16 protein-coding genes and 2 tRNA genes are annotated in these 17,551 nt (G+C 62.2%); 6 read left to right on the forward strand and 12 right to left on the reverse strand.

All coding sequences use genetic code 11. The annotated features are described in order from the left end of the window. Nucleotides 1–40 precede the first annotated feature (40 nt). Nucleotides 41–487: a CHRD domain-containing protein gene (locus ACJ2A4_RS03490; protein WP_062509332.1), complete on the forward strand. Its 447-nt coding sequence runs from the start codon at nucleotides 41–43 to the stop codon at nucleotides 485–487. Nucleotides 488–587: 100 nt separating this feature from the next. On the opposite strand, the gene ACJ2A4_RS03495 is transcribed toward ACJ2A4_RS03490, so the two are convergent. Then, nucleotides 588–986 (reverse strand): hypothetical protein, encoded by a 399-nt coding sequence (locus ACJ2A4_RS03495; RefSeq protein WP_408873636.1) that lies wholly within the window; start codon nucleotides 984–986, stop codon nucleotides 588–590. 149 nt (nucleotides 987–1,135) lie between these two features. Continuing rightward, nucleotides 1,136–2,737 carry a glutamine-hydrolyzing GMP synthase gene (guaA, locus tag ACJ2A4_RS03500; protein ID WP_062509428.1) on the reverse strand — a complete coding sequence of 534 codons (1,602 nt, stop codon included), beginning with the start codon at nucleotides 2,735–2,737 and terminating at the stop codon, nucleotides 1,136–1,138. Nucleotides 2,738–2,833: 96 nt separating this feature from the next. On the opposite strand from guaA, the gene ACJ2A4_RS03505 reads away from it, so the two are divergent. From ACJ2A4_RS03505 to ACJ2A4_RS03515, 3 genes are all read left to right on the forward strand, one after another. Continuing rightward, nucleotides 2,834–3,211, forward strand: a complete 378-nt coding sequence (locus ACJ2A4_RS03505) for a hypothetical protein (protein WP_194258653.1) — start codon at nucleotides 2,834–2,836, stop codon at nucleotides 3,209–3,211. A 61-nt stretch (nucleotides 3,212–3,272) separates the two neighbouring features. Continuing rightward, nucleotides 3,273–3,349 (forward strand) — tRNA-Arg (locus ACJ2A4_RS03510). Between the two features lie 34 nt (nucleotides 3,350–3,383). Next, nucleotides 3,384–3,460, forward strand: a tRNA-Arg gene (locus ACJ2A4_RS03515). A 34-nt stretch (nucleotides 3,461–3,494) separates the two neighbouring features. Here the strand turns inward: ACJ2A4_RS03515 and ACJ2A4_RS03520 are convergent. From ACJ2A4_RS03520 to ACJ2A4_RS03530, 3 genes are all read right to left on the reverse strand, one after another. Next, on the reverse strand, nucleotides 3,495–3,929 hold the full coding sequence (locus ACJ2A4_RS03520) for a response regulator (RefSeq protein ID WP_408874088.1): 435 nt from the start codon (nucleotides 3,927–3,929) through the stop codon (nucleotides 3,495–3,497). A 146-nt stretch (nucleotides 3,930–4,075) separates the two neighbouring features. After that, complete coding sequence (locus tag ACJ2A4_RS03525; protein WP_408873637.1) at nucleotides 4,076–4,771, reverse strand: trypsin-like serine peptidase; 696 nt, start codon at nucleotides 4,769–4,771, stop codon at nucleotides 4,076–4,078. Beyond that, nucleotides 4,768–5,157: a cytidine deaminase gene (locus ACJ2A4_RS03530; protein WP_408873638.1), complete on the reverse strand. Its 390-nt coding sequence runs from the start codon at nucleotides 5,155–5,157 to the stop codon at nucleotides 4,768–4,770. Before ACJ2A4_RS03530 ends, ACJ2A4_RS03525 begins: the two co-directional genes overlap by 4 nt. Before the next feature lie 68 nt (nucleotides 5,158–5,225). On the opposite strand from ACJ2A4_RS03530, the gene lysA reads away from it, so the two are divergent. Beyond that, a complete protein-coding gene (gene lysA, locus ACJ2A4_RS03535; protein ID WP_408873639.1) occupies nucleotides 5,226–6,578 on the forward strand; it encodes a diaminopimelate decarboxylase in 1,353 nt (450 codons plus the stop codon). Next, nucleotides 6,571–9,243 carry a DUF4175 domain-containing protein gene (locus tag ACJ2A4_RS03540; RefSeq protein WP_408873640.1) on the forward strand — a complete coding sequence of 891 codons (2,673 nt, stop codon included), beginning with the start codon at nucleotides 6,571–6,573 and terminating at the stop codon, nucleotides 9,241–9,243. The genes lysA and ACJ2A4_RS03540 overlap by 8 nt, the downstream gene beginning before the upstream one ends. A 52-nt stretch (nucleotides 9,244–9,295) precedes the next feature. On the opposite strand, the gene ACJ2A4_RS03545 is transcribed toward ACJ2A4_RS03540, so the two are convergent. The 7 genes from ACJ2A4_RS03545 to ACJ2A4_RS03575 form a co-directional block, all read right to left on the reverse strand. Further along, entirely contained in the window at nucleotides 9,296–10,207 is a 912-nt protein-coding gene (locus ACJ2A4_RS03545; protein WP_408873641.1) for a hypothetical protein, read from the reverse strand. Nucleotides 10,208–10,238: 31 nt separating this feature from the next. Continuing rightward, the gene (locus ACJ2A4_RS03550; protein ID WP_408873642.1) at nucleotides 10,239–10,925 is read right to left on the reverse strand and encodes an HAD family acid phosphatase; all 687 of its coding nucleotides are present in this window, start codon (nucleotides 10,923–10,925) and stop codon (nucleotides 10,239–10,241) included. Then, nucleotides 10,922–12,088 carry an MFS transporter gene (locus ACJ2A4_RS03555; protein WP_408873643.1) on the reverse strand — a complete coding sequence of 389 codons (1,167 nt, stop codon included), beginning with the start codon at nucleotides 12,086–12,088 and terminating at the stop codon, nucleotides 10,922–10,924. The genes ACJ2A4_RS03550 and ACJ2A4_RS03555 overlap by 4 nt, the downstream gene beginning before the upstream one ends. Before the next feature lie 81 nt (nucleotides 12,089–12,169). Then, on the reverse strand, nucleotides 12,170–12,934 hold the full coding sequence (locus ACJ2A4_RS03560) for a CDP-diacylglycerol diphosphatase (RefSeq protein WP_408873644.1): 765 nt from the start codon (nucleotides 12,932–12,934) through the stop codon (nucleotides 12,170–12,172). Further along, nucleotides 12,931–14,409: a Ppx/GppA family phosphatase gene (locus ACJ2A4_RS03565; RefSeq protein ID WP_062509347.1), complete on the reverse strand. Its 1,479-nt coding sequence runs from the start codon at nucleotides 14,407–14,409 to the stop codon at nucleotides 12,931–12,933. Before ACJ2A4_RS03565 ends, ACJ2A4_RS03560 begins: the two co-directional genes overlap by 4 nt. Nucleotides 14,410–14,414: 5 nt before the next feature. Next, nucleotides 14,415–16,574 carry an RNA degradosome polyphosphate kinase gene (locus ACJ2A4_RS03570; RefSeq protein WP_408874089.1) on the reverse strand — a complete coding sequence of 720 codons (2,160 nt, stop codon included), beginning with the start codon at nucleotides 16,572–16,574 and terminating at the stop codon, nucleotides 14,415–14,417. A gap of 231 nt (nucleotides 16,575–16,805) precedes the next feature. After that, nucleotides 16,806–17,519: a DnaA ATPase domain-containing protein gene (locus tag ACJ2A4_RS03575; protein WP_408873645.1), complete on the reverse strand. Its 714-nt coding sequence runs from the start codon at nucleotides 17,517–17,519 to the stop codon at nucleotides 16,806–16,808. Between the last annotated feature and the right edge of the window lie 32 nt (nucleotides 17,520–17,551).

Consider the following 17,551-nt stretch of genomic DNA (forward strand, 5'->3'; position numbering starts at 1 on the left):
ACACGTTCAGTCAGTCCAACTTCTGCAAGGATGGACTTCCATGCGTACTGGACTTCTGCTGACGACACTGGCCCTCGGCCTGTCGGTGACTGCCCTGCCCGCTTCTGCGGAAACGCTGCATCTCTTCGGCCCGTTCAAGGGCGAACATGGTGCGACCGCCCCGATCAAGGGCTCGGCATCCGCAATGCTGGATACCACCAAAAATACCCTGACCTACCGTTTCGAAGATAACGGCCTCTCTGGTCCCGTGACGGCAGCCCATCTGCATGGCCCGGCTCCGGACGGTCAGGACGCCGGCGTCCTCGCCCCGATCAACGGCCCTTACACAACCCGCATGACCGGCACGCTCCAGCTCACGCCCGATCAGGTCAAGGAAGTCCAAGCCGGGCAGACCTACATCAACCTGCACACCGAGAAATACCCGGACGGAGAAGCCCGCGCCCAGCTCACAACCGAAATGACCGGCCACAAGCATCACATGGAATAAGCGCTTTTCTCACGCGCATAAAAAAGGCCTGTCCCTTGCGGGGCAGGCCTTTTTCGTGACCGGAGCTTGAGATGAACCTCTCACCCCGAAACAAATATCCTTATTGACCTGACGCGTCGGTTTTAGCGTCCGGCGCCTTGTCCGAAGGTCCTGGATCAAGGTCATGAGCCGTCTTCTTCGTCCAGGCGCCCGTAGCATGAACCGCCTCTTTGGTGCCGTTCTTGGTCGCCTTCCAGCCCTTTTCGCCTTCCTTGCCCGTCCAATGCGCTGCATGGGAGACACCATTCTTCGTGGCATCCCAGCCCTTCACGCTCTGCTTTTTCGTCCAGTCGGCAGCATCGGACGTCCCATGACGGACCGAAGCCCAGGACTGACGCACGCTGCGGCAAAGATCGGTCTCACAGGGCTTCTCGGCAGCGTCAGCCGCCATGGCCGTCGGCATCAGCACCACACCCGCCACGAGCAGCGAAGCAGAAAAAGAAAGAAACCGGATCGACATCAGGATCATCCTTGTTTTGAAAGATTTCACACTGTCACTCCCCGAAGATCCGGACAAGTCCGACATCTCCCTTCGGAAATCACGGCAAAGAAAAACCCCGCATCGCTGCGGGGTTCCCAAAAGTTTCTATCGACCGATTGAATGCAGGATCATTCCCACTCAATCGTGCCTGGCGGCTTGGACGTAATATCGTAAGTCACGCGGTTGATACCGCGGACCTCGTTGACGATACGCCCGGCCACCCGGTTCAAGAATGCGAAGTCGAACGGATAGACTTCCGCCGTCATGCCATCCGTGCTGGTTACGGCACGCAGGGCACAAGCCTGATCGTAGGTCCGGCCATCGCCCATGACACCGACCGTGCGCACAGGCAGCAGAACCGCAAAAGCCTGCCAGATCGCGTCGTACAGACCGGCGCGACGGATTTCCTCAAGATAGATCGCGTCCACCTTGCGCAGCAGGTCCAGCTTTTCCTTGGTGACGTCTCCCGGAATACGGATCGCCAGTCCGGGGCCCGGGAACGGATGCCGCCCGACGATGCTCTCCGGAATACCCAGCTCACGGCCAAGCATGCGGACCTCGTCCTTGAACAGCTCACGTAGCGGCTCGACCAGTTCCATGTTCATGCGGTCCGGCAGACCGCCGACATTGTGGTGGGACTTGATGGTTACGGACGGACCACCCGAGAAGCTCACGCTCTCGATCACGTCCGGATACAGGGTGCCCTGCGCCAGGAACTGCGCACCGCCCAGCTTCGCAGCTTCTTCCTCGAAGACCTCGATAAACAGACGGCCGATCGTCTTGCGCTTGACCTCGGGGTCCGTCACGCCAGCCAGTTCCTTCAGGAACAGCTCGGAAGCGTCACGATGGACAAGGCGGATATTGAAGCGGCCACGGAACGTCTTGACGACTTCATCCGCCTCGCCCGTGCGCATGATACCCGGATCGACGAAAATGCAGGTCAGCTGATCGCCGATCGCATCATGGATCAGCTTGGCAGCAACAGAGCTGTCCACGCCACCGGACAGACCGCAGATCACACGACCTGAACCAACCTGCTTGCGGATACGGGCGATTTCCAGATCACGGAAGCCCGCCATCGTCCAGGTTCCGCTGCAACCGGCCACGTTGTGCGTAAAGTTGCGGATCAGCGCAGCGCCATGCGGCGTATGCACGACTTCCGGATGGAACTGCACGCCATAAAGACGACGCCCCTCATCCGCGATAATCGCGAACGGAGCCCCTTCGGAATGAGCAACGGCGCGGAAGCCCGGCGGAAGCTGCGTGACGCGGTCGCCATGGCTCATCCAGACCTGCTCGCGCTTGCCGCGCGCCCAGACACCCCGGAACAGCGAGCAGTCCTCGGCAATATCGATATAGGCGCGACCGAATTCACGGTGCTCGTGGCTCTCGACCTTACCACCCAGCATCTGGCACATCGCCTGCTGGCCATAGCAGATCCCCAGCACGGGGCGGTTCAGCGCGAAAACCACATCCGGAATCGGCGGTGCATTCTCGTCATGCACGCTGGCCGGGCTGCCGGACAGGATGATGCCGCGCGGATTGAATGCGCGGATCTTTTCCTCGGTCGCCGTGAACGGCCAGATCTCGCAGTAAACGCCGCTTTCGCGGACGCGGCGCGCAATAAGCTGCGTCACCTGGCTGCCGAAATCCAGAATGAGGATACGGTCTTCGTGAAGGGTTTCGTCGAGCTTTTCGACGGTGCTGGCGTCCTGCTGGGTCAATGTCATGGCCTCGCGTTCCGGTTTCATGGTGCCTTTTGAGGCTCTCCTATAAGGTGTTGTGTCGTCTGCGTCATCCATTCTGCAACAAGGAACAGGACCAACATGCGCCTGCCAGCACTTTTCGCCCTCTCCGCCACGGCTCTGCTTGCGGCCTGTGCCGGAACTCCGGACCCCGGCAATGACCCAACCGGCTCATGGGTTGGCGCGCTCGTTGCCGATCAGGGAACCTGCCCGACCGAGCGCCCCTCGACGCTCCGCATCCGCGGCAAGGAAATTCTTTTTACGCCCGCTGACGGCTCACAGGTCCTGCACGGAACCTATACGCCCGGAAATCATCACTATCATGCCGAGCTTGCCATGACGGACATGAACCATCACGAGACCGCCGTCGTCTTCAACGGCTACCCTGTTGGACAAGCCATTGGCGGCATTTTCGGCTCGCCTTCGTGCCGGGCTCATATCACCATGACGCGAAACTGAAATTTTTTCGAAAGCGGGGTTGTCAGGTCAGTTAAGCCTCTGTAAAACCCCGCCTCACAGCGCACCCGTAGCTCAACTGGATAGAGCACCAGACTACGAATTTGGGGGTTAGAGGTTCAAGTCCTTTCGGGTGCACCAGTCTTCTCCTGATGAAGACCTATACAATGTGTCCGCACCCGTAGCTCAACTGGATAGAGCACCAGACTACGAATTTGGGGGTTAGAGGTTCAAGTCCTTTCGGGTGCACCACATTGCTTTCCCCTCTCTATAATCTGTCGGCAATTCAGTGCCTGACCCGCTCCAGGCAGCGATAGACCTCGTCCCATTCATAGGGCTTGGCCAGAAACATCGTGCCACCTGGCAATCGGCCCAGATCCTGAACACGCGTACCTGACGTCAGAACGACGCCGACATCCGGGCGCTTTTCATGAATGACGCGGGCAAGGTCCACACCATCCATATCGCCGGGCATATTCACGTCTGAGAAAATCGTGCCGATATCCGGATGTCGTTCGAGCATTTCCAGAGCCTCGCTGGCATCCCCGGCAAGGGACGCCTCATAGCCGGCTTCCTCGAGCATGTCCGCAGCAAGAAAACGCAGCAGCGCCTGATCCTCGACAACGAGGACATGCTTGCGGTTGACCTTTTTATGCTCCCCGCGTGATCCTCCTTTCGGAGTTAACCGGGACGCTGTCGCCTTCATGGGCATGGCATACATGGCAATCACCTTTGGGGTTTGAAAAACCTGTAACACCCTTTCGGGGTTCTGCCGTCTGCAACGTCACGACCAGCCTGATGTTTGCATGTGTGAATTTTTTCTGACGTGCAGTTCCTGCATGGCAACCCGGACCATTTTCGAAAATCTCAGTGCGGTAATGGCGCTGCAAACCCGCCACGACCAGAAGTTGCAAGCACGTCGACCCCGACAATCCCCCACTGCCCGTCCGGCTGCTGGACCAGCAGTGGTCCACCGCTGTCTCCACGCGTTGCCGAACAGTCATGATGGATCAGTTGGTTAACAGCCAACCCATTGATCTGACACGCAGTATCGCCATACGACACCTCTGCCCGATCCTGCGGATATCCGACCAGCATGGCCGGAGCGCCCATCCGGGCTTCGCCATAAGGCACGAGATCTTCCAATGCTATGACAGGCCGATCCAGAACCAGCGTAGCCCGATCCTCGGATGCCGTTCCCCCTTCGTTGTCAGGATCATATCCGGGGGCAATAACAAAGTGTGTCACCTGCGCATGTAGCCGGTACTGGCCCATCACATAGCCCATCAGGACATGAACATCCCCGGGCTGGATATAATGCCTCGTCGCTGGCAGCCACAGACAGTGCGCCGCCGTGACCATCACGGTTGGTGCCACGGCAAACCCCGTACAGCGTCCGCCCAGCGCCGTCTGGACGCGACCAAGAATCCGCCAGGGCGCCACGTTCACGTCCACCACGCTGCGATGACTGTCCGGACCCAGTCCCGGCAATGCCACAGCCGGAGCGGCCATCGCCCCTCCCCCTGACAGACAGACCATCAGCAACGCGGCGGCGCGTCTCATCCCAGATGATCCGGCCCGAACGCGTCGGGCAGAAGCTCGGACAGCGTCCGGGTCATAAGCATGTCTCCTTTGGGCGAGATCATATGAATCCGCAGATCCGGAAGCCCGAACTCCCGCAGCTTCTGCCGACACCCCCCACATGGCGTGCACGGCGCATCCTCACCCACGATCACGATTTCCTCGATACGACGTCCGCCGCCCCGCACCATGGCGGCAATCGCCCCGGCCTCGGCACAGGTTCCAAGCGGATAGGCCGCGTTCTCGACATTACAGCCGGAATGGACAATGCCCTCACACCGCAGCGCCGCCCCAACCTGAAAGCGCGAATAGGGTGCGTAAGCACGCGAACGGGCCTCAAGGGCCTCTCTGATCAGTTCCTGTATCATGCCGGCGATATTATCCCCTGCGGGTTCAGCTTGGAACATGCTTCCAAGAGCGATACGGTAGCATCATCATGAATGCACCGCTTCCCTCCGATCCCGCCACCGATCCGTCTTTCTCCGACATGCTGGAAACTCGTCCCTCGCTGAAGATGGACGCACGGGACGGCCTGCTGTTCGAAGGCGTGCCCCTGCACGTCATCGCAGCCGCCGTCGGCACACCGTGCTGGATCACGGGCGCTGAAACGCTACGTCGTCGGGCCAAGGCCCTGCGCGCCGCGTTCGAAGCCCGGAACCTGCCGGTCAACATGCATTTCGCCATGAAGTCGCAGGACCATCAGGCCACCCTGACCATCCTGCGCCAGTGCGGCTACGGCGTGGACATCGTCAGCGGTGGCGAGATGCAGCGGGCGCTCCATGCCGGAATCCAGCCCTCGGGCATCGTGTTCTCCGGCGTCGGCAAATCCGATGCCGAACTGCGCGCCGCCGTCGAGCACGACATCGCACAGATCAATGTCGAGAGCGTCGAGGAACTCTACCGTCTGGACGACATCGCCCGCGACTGTGGCCGCGTCGCGCGCGCCGCCCTGCGCGTCAATCCGGACGTGGACGCCGACACCCATGACAAGATTTCCACCGGCCGCGCCGGAGACAAGTTCGGCATCGAACACCGCCGCGCCGTCGCCCTCTATGGTGAAGCCGCCAGCCTGAAAAACGTCCGCCTCGTGGGTCTGGCCGTTCATCTGGGCAGCCAGATGCTCACCGCAGGCCCCTTCCGCGAAGGCTATGTCCGGCTGGCCGACATGATCCGCGAAATCCGCGCGGCCGGTCACACCGTCGAAGCCGTGGACTGCGGCGGGGGCCTCGGCATCCGCTACCGGGACGAAATCGCACCCTCGCCCGACATGCTCGCAGGCGTCATCGCCGAGACACTGGGCGATCTCGACGTCCGCCTCAGCATCGAACCCGGCCGCTGGCTCTCCGCCCCCACCGGCATCCTGCTGACCCGCGTGATCGAAACCAAGGCCGGCAATCCCGATTTCGTCGTGCTCGACGCCGCCATGAACGATCTCGCCCGCCCGTCCCTTTATGAATCGTGGCACGGCATCATGCCCGTCGCCCCGAGTGGCCTGACCAGTCCCACGAAACTCTGGGACATCGTCGGTCCGGTCTGTGAAAGCAGCGACATTTTCGCCCGAGACCGCGCCCTGCCTGTAGACACGAAGCGCGGCGACCTGATCGCCCTTCTCGATACGGGCGCCTATGGCTCGGTCATGAGCTCGACCTACAATACCCGCCCGCTTGCGGCGCAGGTCCTGATCGACAACGGAAAATGGGAGATCATCCGCCAGCGCCAGAGCGTTGCGGAAATGATCGCTTCCGAAACCGTTCCGGAATGGCTGACAGCTAAGGACGACCATGGCTGAGCCAAACCCGGCCCTCCACCTCAAAGCCCTGCGCCGGAAAGCCCAGCGTGTCCTGTGGTGGGAACGCGCGTGGGAGCCCCTGCGCTGGCCGCTGCTGCTGGTCGCGTTCTACGTTCTGGCCTGCCTTGCGCGTATTCCCCAGTCCCTGCCGGACTGGCTGCATACCCTGCTGGAAGCCGGCGTTCTCGGCACGGCCCTGTGGCTGACCATCACCGGCCTGCGCCGCGTACCCCCCGTCAGCATTCCCGTGGCCGACCGCCGGATCGAGCATGATTCCAAGCTCGCCTACCAGCCTCTCCTCAGCCTGACCGACCGGCCGGCTTTTGCAGGCAACGGCGAGCAGTCCGCCATCTGGTCCCGCCATGTCGAACGCGTTACCGCTTCGCTCGGCACGCTCCGCGTTGGCCTCCCCCACCCCGAAACCAGCCTGCACGAACGGCTCGCGCTCATTGCCGTCCCGCTGGCCATTGTGGTCGCGGCAGTTCTCGGCGGTACGCACACACCCTCGCGTCTTCATGCAGGGATGATCCCCGGCGTGGATGATGACAGCATTCCGCTCCCCACCCTTCAGGCCTGGATCGACCGTCCGTCCTACGCACCCGGTGCGCCGATTTTCCTCTCCGCCACGGGCCGCAATACGCTTGACGTTCCACAGGGCGCCATTCTGAACGCCACCATCACCGGCGCGCACGGAAAACCCGCCCTGCACGGCATCACCTCGCCTGAACAGAACCGCCTCGACGCTGAAAGCTGGAACAGCCACGGCACGCTGCAACAGTCCGGCACCATCAGTATCGTGGTCCGAGGCCGCACGCTCGGCTCATGGCGCGTTAAAGTTGAACCCGACCTGCCGCCCACCGTCACCTGGGACGGCAAACCCGGCCCACAGAAAGACGACTGGCGCACCGGCCTGCCCTGGCATGTCCACCAGACCTATGGCGTCGCCTCGCTTGAAGCCGAGATCAACCTTCCCGGCCTGACCCGAGGCCGCATCCTGCGCGTTCCCATCCCGCTCGACGGACAGCCCAAGGATGCGAAAGGCGTCGCCACGCCGGATCTTTCCTCCGATCCGTTCGCCGGAATGGAAGTCGAAGGCCGCCTGCACGCCAAAAGCGCTTCAGGCCGCGAAAGCCGCAGCGATATCGTCAAATTCCAGATCGCCGCCCGCAAGTTCAATGATCCGCTGGCCCGCGCCCTCGTCGCCCTGCGCCGCCGCCTCATGCTCGGCCAGCAGCGCGCCTCGCAGGCCGCAGCCGAACTGAACCTCCTGACGCAGACGACCGACGAACGCGCCATCCTCGCAGCCCTCGGCCTTGAGATCGCCTCCCTCCAGAAAGACGCCCCTGATGGCTCGGCGGACCGTGTACCCGGCGAACTCTGGGCACTGGCGCTTTATCTGGACGATCTGCGCCGCGACGGTCCCGACATTGCTGATGCCGCAGCCGAAGTCCGCGCCGCCCAGCAGGGCGTGCAGCAGCAGCTCGACCACATGCGCGACCTCGGCGACAAGGGCCACACGCTCCCCGAACAGGAAGAACTCCAGCGTCGGACACAGGCTCTCAAGGATGCCCTGAACCGCCGGATGCAGCTCCTGTTCTCGCGCGCAGCCCAGAGCGGCATCGTCATGCCGCAGTCCGGCACAAGCTCGGCCGATCCATTCTCGGACGAAATGCGCCGTCTCCAGTCCGAAGCCAATCAGGGCCATGGCGACGAAGCCCTCAAGCGCCTCCAGCAGATGGAAGACATGGCCGAGCGCATGCGTCAGGCCAGCCCCGAGGATCTCAAGGCTCTTGCCGAACAGATGAAGGCACAGGCCGAGGCCCGTGCCCAGCGCGCGGCCCTGCATGATCTCGTCCACCGCGAGACCACCCTGCTCGACCATACGCAATCCCGTCTCTCGGCGGCGCAGAAGGCTGCAGCTCCGCCCGATGACGGCAGCCGCCCGGATGTCAGCCAGATGTCCACGGCCGACCTGCTCCGTCAGCTCGGCATGCAGCCCCCGCCGGGCATGGATCAGCCCACGGACGCCAAACCGCCCGCTCCGGTCGATCCGGCCACGGTCGCCGCACAGTCCGACGGACGCCGCGCGGACCATGCCCTGCAACGCGCGCTGCAGCGCGTGAACGATATCCTGAGCCGCCGCGTGAAGGACCTGACCGGCAAACCCGCCACAGCCTTCGACAAGGCGAAGACGGACATGCAGACCGCGCGTGAAGCTCTCGCGGACCGCAAGGACGCCGAAGCCCAAACTGCCGAGCAGAAAGTCCTCGCCGATCTGTCCGAAGCCGGAAAGCAGATGCGCCAGAACCAGAAATCCGGCGGATCGGGCAAGGGTCAGGGCGGCAGCCTGAGCTTCATCCCGTCCGGCGGCGCAGGTGGTTCCGGCAAACCCCAGCATGGCGCGAAAGGCCAGCAGGGCGATGACGGCGACCAGCCCCAGGCTGGTGACGAAGACGGAGATGACGACGATCAGAAGGATCAGGATCCGCTGGGCCGCAAACTGGGCGAAGGCGACAAGGGCAAGGATTCCGATGCCCATATCCCGGACAAGAGCGCCCGGGACCGCGCCCGCGACATCGAGCGCGAACTCCGCCGCCGCGCCTCGGACCGCACCCGTCCGCAAAGCGAACTGGATTATCTGGAACGGCTCCTCAAATCGTTCTGACATAAAAAAAGCCCGGCGCCGTCATGGCACCGGGCTTTTTCAGATCCAGTCCTTAATGGACATAAGCGGTTCTTTCACGACCCCGCTGCCCCGTCCTAGCCGCCTCCTCAATCTGAGCCGCGCCGGGCAAAACGCCGTGCATGAGGATCTTCCAGTTGGGATCAGCGACCAGGATCGCGCACAGATCGCTCCAATAGAGCGAACTGTCGAAATGTGAATTGGTACTGCTATGAAGCAGTGACAGCGCCTGATCGGCATGACCCTTTAAGATCAGGTCAAGCATGATCTGCGTCGTTGTAGGCAGGCCCTGCCCCGGGCGATTATGCCGGGTTTCCCACATGAATGCCCCGGTTTCATTGCCGATGGATGCTCCGTCGAAGCCCAGGGAGACAAAGGACAGGGCATTCTGCTTCAACCGGGCCGCATCCAGCGCGAATGTTCCATTGCGCCAGATCACCGGGACCGGTGTCGACGCGCTGTCAGAATCGGATGCACCGAATGGCCTCAGCACGGGGATCGACAACCAGAAACCGAACGGCCCGGTCGCAGGCGCAGCCTGAGGCGGATATTCAGGCTGGCGGCAGTCGCCGATTTTCTGGAAATGCGGCAGTTGTGCAAAACGCAGCGCGACATAGTCGCCGCATCGTTCTGCCCCGCCGGCGCCAGCGTAAAACAGGAGGTCCGGCGCCTCCCCCGGTTCCGGTTTCAGCCCCGTCCGCTGCCAGAGCGTCGCGACAGATCCGGGTGCCCCATCAATATTTTCAGAAACCGGGGCGCCCTTGCCCGTCCAGACAAGACAGAAGGACTGCGGCTCTGCACTCCGAACCTGACAGGCCCGCGCCTCTACACGCTCTTCAGGCCCGGACCACAGAACCCGGGCCTTCCCAACAGGCATGGAACCGGCAGACGCCGCCCCGCCCCAGATCCCGACAAGAAGAAGTGCAAGAACTGAGTGCGCGCGCATACCGGATTCCGTTTCTGAAAATTACATAATGTTACGGAATACGATAGAACGGATTGGGCAGAAGGAAACCCCTTTTCGCATGTCCCCCTGCCAGATCGGACGGCTGATCACCGAGGCTTGCGATGATCGTGTAGCCCTTGCGCTCGATCCGCTCCCGCGTCGGGGTCTTGTATCGCGCCGCGTAGCCATGAGACGTCATCGGCCGCAGATACAGCCCGTCCCAATGCTGGATTCCCGCCAGATGCAGGTTCCGTTCCGTCGCATCACGCTCGTCCTCATGCCGCCCCGTCACGAAAAACACCGCCACATGATGGGCCTGCGCATCCTCGATCAGTCCCCGCGTGGAGGCAAACGCCGGTGCACGACCACTCTTTTCCCAGGAATCCGCTCCGCAAGGCCCCTTAGGAAGCGCATCGCACGGACCCGAGGGAATATAACCAAAACCATCCGCCCGGATCGCATCCCAGTTCGACAGCGTCGTCTCATCAATATCGAGCACGATCGCCGGGCGTCGCGTTTTCGGCGCAGTCTCATCAACCCACTGACGGGCCTGTGCAACGACGACATCAAAATCGTGCTGATAGTCGCCACTGTCGTGATAGGCGCTGGCGGCCAGAATGGCATCGCCCACATTCGCAGGCTGTGCGGCCATGGCAGCCAGGGGCACCATGGCGCCACCGACAAACAGGCTGGTGGCGAGCAGGAGGGAACGGATCATAGAGGAGCCACCTTTCGTGACAGAAGAACAAGACCGACCCCGACCAGGGCCAGAGCCGTTCCGATAACGGAAACACCGCTGTAACCCAACCCCATGGACAGCGCGATCCCTCCCAGAGCCGCGCCGATGGCATTTCCAAGATTGAACGCACCGATATTCATGGACGACGCCAAAGCCGGCGCATCATGTGCGGCCTGCATGACCCGCATCTGAAGCGCGGGCATCAGAGAGAACGTGGACGCGCCCCAGACCAGCGATGCAAACAGCGCGCCCGGCACCGTTTGTGCCATCCAGGGGAAAATCAGCATGATGATGCCGAGAATGGGGAAGAAGACCAGCAGACTTCCGTCCAGCGATCGATCTGCACTGCGCCCACCAATGGCATTGCCGATCGAAAAGCCGACGCCCGTCAGCATGAGCGCGATCGTAATGACCGTCGGGCTCGCATGGGTAATATGTTCAAGGATCGGCGCAATATAGGTATAGAGCACGAACATCGCCCCTGCCCCGATCGCGGTCGTCAGCAGCGCCAGGAGCACATTGCCCTTCACGAGAACCCGCAGTTCCCGCCCGACTTCCGGCGCCGGACCGATCTCGCGGGCCGGCAGCGCAAACTGCACGGCCAGCATGGTCACAAGCCCCAGCAGCGCCGTCACGCCAAAAGCGCTGTGCCAGCCAAAATTCAGCCCAAGCCAGGTTGCCGCCGGAACGCCAATGATATTGGCGATCGTCAGCCCCATGAACATTGACGCCACCGCACTCGCCCGCCGCGACGGTGCCACGGACAGCGAGGCTTCGACTGCGCCGAGACCAAAAAACGCCCCATGCGCCAGACTGGTCAGGACACGGGCCGCAAACAGCAGTTCATAACTATAGGAAACGGCGGAAAGCAGGTTTCCCGCCACATAGAGCCCCATCAGCAGGATCAGGGCCAGCTTGCGCCGGAAACGCGCCATGAGAAGCGTGATGATAGGCGCACCGATCATCACACCCATCGCATAGGCCGTCACCAGACCACCGGCCTTGGGCACACTGACCTGAAGACCATGGGCGATGACGGGTAGAAGGCCCATCGGAGTGAACTCTGTCGTGCCAATGGCAAAGGCGCCAACGGCAAGCGACAGCAGGGGCCAGTTTGGTGGCGATTTCGCTGCCAGTTTCAAGACCGGTCTCCGGAAGTGCAGATTGTTCGAGATTGATCGAACCCTGTCACACCCGAAATTACCGGACAAGCCGCAGCAATGTCACATCATGCCGTTGGGATGCTCCCCCATATCCATGCCGTCCATAATCATGGATTTGTGATGCGGATCATCCAGATGACAGGCGTGATCCTGAAGCTCCTCACCCGATCCATGGTCGAACACATGCGCCATATCATCGAGCAGAATGAACCCGCCATGCTTGGCCGGCGTGATAACGAGCGTGTGGATGGACATGTCATCCGCCGCGATCACCCGGAACGGCGACGGATCCAGCGACGCCACGATCCGCGCCCGGTACGGATGACCATACAACGAGACCAGAGACCAGTTCTCAGTGATCATGTTCTTGTCGAGTTCGGCGCGGGCATAGGCCGTCAGGCAGTCCAGATGGATATGCAACTGGTCCTGTGTCCGGCCGGGACGCGAATTGATGGCCATCGACAGATGGGCGTCCGGGATTTCGAACCCGTAGGCCTGCGCCACATGCGCACGCTCGCCCCAGGCTTCCGCGAAATAGTTCGGCGTCTCGGGCTTCAGCAGAACCGGGTCTTCCACCCCCGGGACCCTCTGCGTCGGGATGACAAGATACTGCCCACGCCCGGTCTTGTCCTTGAGCAGGGCATAGCCGTCTTTCTCATCATAGACCGTGCAGGGCTTGTGCGCGGCATCCGGCGCACACCGTCCGTGCACGACTTTCCACAGCGCCCCCCGATCATGGGACTTGCCACACCCCGACAGCCCGAACACCACAGCTGCCGCCAGAAAACCAACCCTGGCTGCCGTCCCGTAATTCCGCAAACTCATTCTTCCCTAACCTGACATTGAAGCTGCATCGCAGCCGCCAGTCTCTCGAAACGACGACGGACCGCACTGCCTGCCGCCCGGACGCTGCGCGCGCCCAGGATCAGCACGAGCGTGCCGTCTTCCACAAGCAGCCTGCACTCATCCAGAAGGACTTTCGTCCCTGCACAGAGTGTATAGGCCAGCCGGAGCGCCAGACCCAACTGTACCGCACGGTCGATTTCCGAACGCGACAGAAGCTGACGGGAAGGTTCGATCAGGGGAGAGTCCATCGAGACTTCATAACGCACGGCCAGCGTCAGCCCGATAAAGGCCCGCGCGCTGTGGTCGAAGCCCACGCCATGACCATGCATCACACGGCGATAGGTCTGTTCGGCGCGGTATTCGGGGTGATCGTAGGACCCGATATCGGACAGCATGCAGGCCAGTTCGCGCAGACGCTTCTGCGTGCGCGTCTCCTCGCGGAACAGCGGTGCTGTCCATTTCACGAGAGGCTCGGCCAGTGACGCACTGCGCGCCAGCCGGTTGGCCATTTCCGTCGCCAGATCCGTCATGGGATCCAGATCCGCCACCGAAGACGCCACATGGCGCATGTACCAGCCTTCACGCAGCCCATCGACGCTGAACACGACCTTGGACGGACGGACCCGCTCCATCAGGCAGCGCAGCACAACGGCCGCAAACGGCGCATCCGCCAGACGCTTGCGCGGCGCGCCGGGAAGCTTTTCAAGCGTGCGCTTGGGCGCGCTGATAACCCAGTCCGCCATCTCGCGCGCTTCCCCTTCGGAGAGGCTGAACAGATGCACGAGGTTCAGTGGATACTGCGTCCGGGCGATCTGCAGACGGGCCAGAGCCCGGAAGGCACCACCCACCAGATAGAGCGGCCGTCCCGTCATGCCCGGCAGCCAGTTCACGGCGGCCAGAAGCTCGTTCGCAATTTCGGCCGCACGCTCGATGCTGCCCTTGGCGCGGTCATGCAGCCGGATCACTCCCAGCTTGGTCGTCACGGCCTCGAAATACTGACCGTCAGCAACATGGATCAGCTCCAGCGATCCGCCCCCGATATCGGCCACCAGCCCGTTCGCTTCCGGCAGCCCACAGAGAACACCACGCGCCGCATAATCGGCTTCCTCCGTCCCTTCGAGAACCCGGATCGGCACGCCCGGCATCCGCGCACGGATCGCATCCACGAAGTCCGGCCCGTTGGTGGCGTCCCGGACAGCAGCGGTTGCAAGAACCTGAAACGGCTCCGCCCCCATCGCGCGGGCAACGGTATGGAACCGTCCCAGCACGTCCATCGCCAGCGCCACGCCCTCTTCATTGAGGCGCCCTGTCGTATCCAGCCCACGCCCAAGCTTGAGCGTGACCTTTTCGTTGAAGATCGGAAGGGGGTTGCGTGTCACCCCTTCAAAAACGACCAGCCGGACCGAGTTGGATCCAAGATCGACAATGGCGGAACGCTGTGCAGATGAGGACATGAAGATCAGTCTTCCAGAATCCTGTCGGGCCGCTCACGGGGGCGATGTGCCTCCGGAAGGACCTTCTCCCGCGCAGCCGAGCCTCGGCCGGACAGGGACGGATTGTTCATGAAGTATTCGTGGGCGGAGAACGGATGTGCGCCCGGCGAAACCCGATGCCAGTAACCGTCCCTCGTGAGCGTCCAGCTCTGAAGGTTGTCCTTGATGTTCATCGTCATGATCTGGCCAAGAATCTGCGCATGGACCGTCGGGTTCGTGATGGGCACCATGGCTTCTACCCTCCAGTCCATGTTCCGCACCATCCAGTCTGCGGAAGAAATGAAAACTTTTGCCTTGTGAGACGGCATCCGATGCCCGTTTCCGAAGGCAAAAACCCGCGCATGTTCCAGAAAACGCCCGACAATCGACTTGATCTCGATATTATCCGAAAGCCCCGGCACACCCGGCCGCAGACAGCAGATTCCGCGAATGATTCCGATGATCTTCACCCCGGCCTGCGAGGCTTCGTACAGTTTGTCGATCAGTTCGGCGTCCACGAGACTGTTCATTTTCAGCCAGATGCGCCCTGGCCGCCCCGCCTTCGCATGGTCGATTTCATCATGGATCAGCTGTTCGAGTGTCGAGCGGATCGTGATAGGCGAAAACGCCAGCGCATCCATCTTTTCCGGAATGGCATAGCCCGTCATGTAGTTGAACAGACGCGCCGAATCCGATGACAGCTTCGGATCACAGGTAAAGAACGACAGATCCGTATAGATCCGTGCCGTAATCGGATGGTAATTCCCCGTCCCGAAATGCGCATAGGATCGGAGCGACCCATTCTCACGACGGACGACAAGGCTCAGCTTGGCATGCGTCTTGAGATGCGCAAAACCGAACACCACCTGCACACCCGCCGCCTCCAGCGCACGCGACAGGCGGATATTGGCTTCTTCATCAAACCGTGCCCGCAGTTCGACCATCGCCGTCACCGACTTGCCAGCTTCCGCCGCCTCGATCAGCGCATGCACGATCGGACTGTCGCGGGACGTCCGGTACAGCGTCTGCTTGATCGCCAGCACATTCGGGTCCAGCGCCGCCTGACGCAGAAACTGCACCACAACGTTGAAGCTCTCGAACGGATGATGGACCAGCATGTCCTTGGCCCGGATCGCCGCAAAACAGTCGCCGTCATAATCCAGAACACGCTCGGGAAAGCGCGGCGTATAGGGCGGGAACACCAGATCCGGGCGGTCATCCACGATCAGCTGCTTGAGATCCGTGACACCCACGAAACACGGCAGGACGACCACGTCCTCTTCGCCCACGCCAAGCTCTTCCCCCATCTCGCGGCCCAGCGCCTCAGGCAGCTTGCGGTCCAGCGCAAGATGGATGCACACGCCGCGACGACGCTGCTTCAGCGCCGTCTCGTAGGACCGCACCAGATCCTCGGCCTCGTCCTCGAACTCCACATCCGTATCGCGGATCACGCGCAGCACACCGGCCGCTCCGATTGCCAGTCCCGGGAACAGACGCCCGGCAAACAGCGTGATCAGGTCTTCAAGCAGCACGAAGCGGATCTGGTCCGGCGTTTCCTGCCCTTCCTTCAGACGCGCCGGCAGTCGCAGGAACCGGGGCACCTGCGCCGGCAGCAGGATCAGACCATCCATGACATGCATGGAGGATGCCGGGTCCTTGAGCCGCATCAGCAGCGCCAGCCCCATATTGGGAATGAATGGCAGCGGATGAGACGGATCAACGGCCATCGGCGTCAGAACCGGGAACACCCGCTCATCGAACAGCGTGGAGAGCTGCGCCAGATCGGTCGCATCCAGGGAGTCGGTCGTCAGGACGACAATGCCCGCATCCTTCAGCTCACCTTCCAGCACATGCCAGACACGCTGCTGCTCGGCCAGAAGATGCCGCGCCTTCTGCCGCACCTGTGCAAGCTGCTGGGCCGGCGTCAGCCCGTCCGGACTGCGGACCACCATGCCCTCGCGCACCTGCCCCACAAGCCCCGCCACGCGCACGGAATAGAACTCGTCGAGATTGCTGGAACTGATGGACAGAAACCGCACCCGCTCCAGAAGCGGATTGCGGGTGTTCTCAGCCTCATCAATGACGCGCTGGTTAAAGTCCAGCCATGACAGCTCCCGGTTCAGAAACCGCTCTGGCGAGGTCGGCATATGCGCGTAATCTTCGGCCTTGGCAGCAGCCGTCTGACGACGTCGGCTCCGGTTCTGAGCCGGCGTTACTGCACTGCGGGGCTTGCGGGGAGAACGGCGGCGCGGAGCGGGCCGGGAATCTTCAGTCGTCACGATGGGGTCTTCCGGAACACACAGAAATACGGGTCGCACAAAAGGTCATGCCGCGAGATAGGCATGTCAAACGGAGTTTTTGTGTCACTCCCATGACGCTTACCCCTCAGGCGTCAGCAGATCTGGCAGCATTTCCATCGCCAGCGCCCGTGTGATTGGCTGCTTGCGCGCCAGAGCCGCCTCATCCAGCCGCTCGACCGCTGAGACCAGCGCATTGCCCGTCCGGGGCAGATGCCGCCACAGCCACTCCGTCACCGACTGCGACACCACAAGCTGCCGGTCCGCCAGAAGCGACAGAAGCAGCGTCGCCCGAAGATCATCCTCGGGCTCCCCGGTGGCGGTAGTCGCGGTCGCCCTCAGACGGCTCGCCAGATCAGGCAGCATGAAATGACTGCGCGACGGCGGAAGCTGCCCCGCCATCAGAACCCGGTCCCCCTGCGCAAATGCATCGTTCAGCAGATGCAGCATGGTCGCCTCATCGCCAGGCGAATCGGCATTGTCGATCGCAAGATTGCCCTGCACCCGGATCCGCCCACCCGCAGACGACTTCGAAAAGAGACGCGCATCCAGCACTGTCGCGTCATGCTCATGCGCCCAGGCCGTCAGAAGATGCGTCTTCCCCGTCCCCGATGGCCCCCAGAGCCAGAGCCGCCCGTCGGGCCACTGGCTCCGCGCCAGCCAGGCCCGCGCGGCGGCGTTGGACGGACCGTTGATGAAACGCTCGGACGTCATGGCCGTCACACGACGCAGCGGAAACGCCATCTGCGCGGACGCATGTCCCCTCGCGGCCCCGCCCGCATCCCGTTTTGTCATCCCAGGCCCCTTTTTCATGCCGTTACGCCTTC

The sequence above is a fragment of the Gluconobacter roseus genome (assembly GCF_046058915.1).
Lineage (GTDB): Bacteria > Pseudomonadota > Alphaproteobacteria > Acetobacterales > Acetobacteraceae > Gluconobacter > Gluconobacter roseus_A.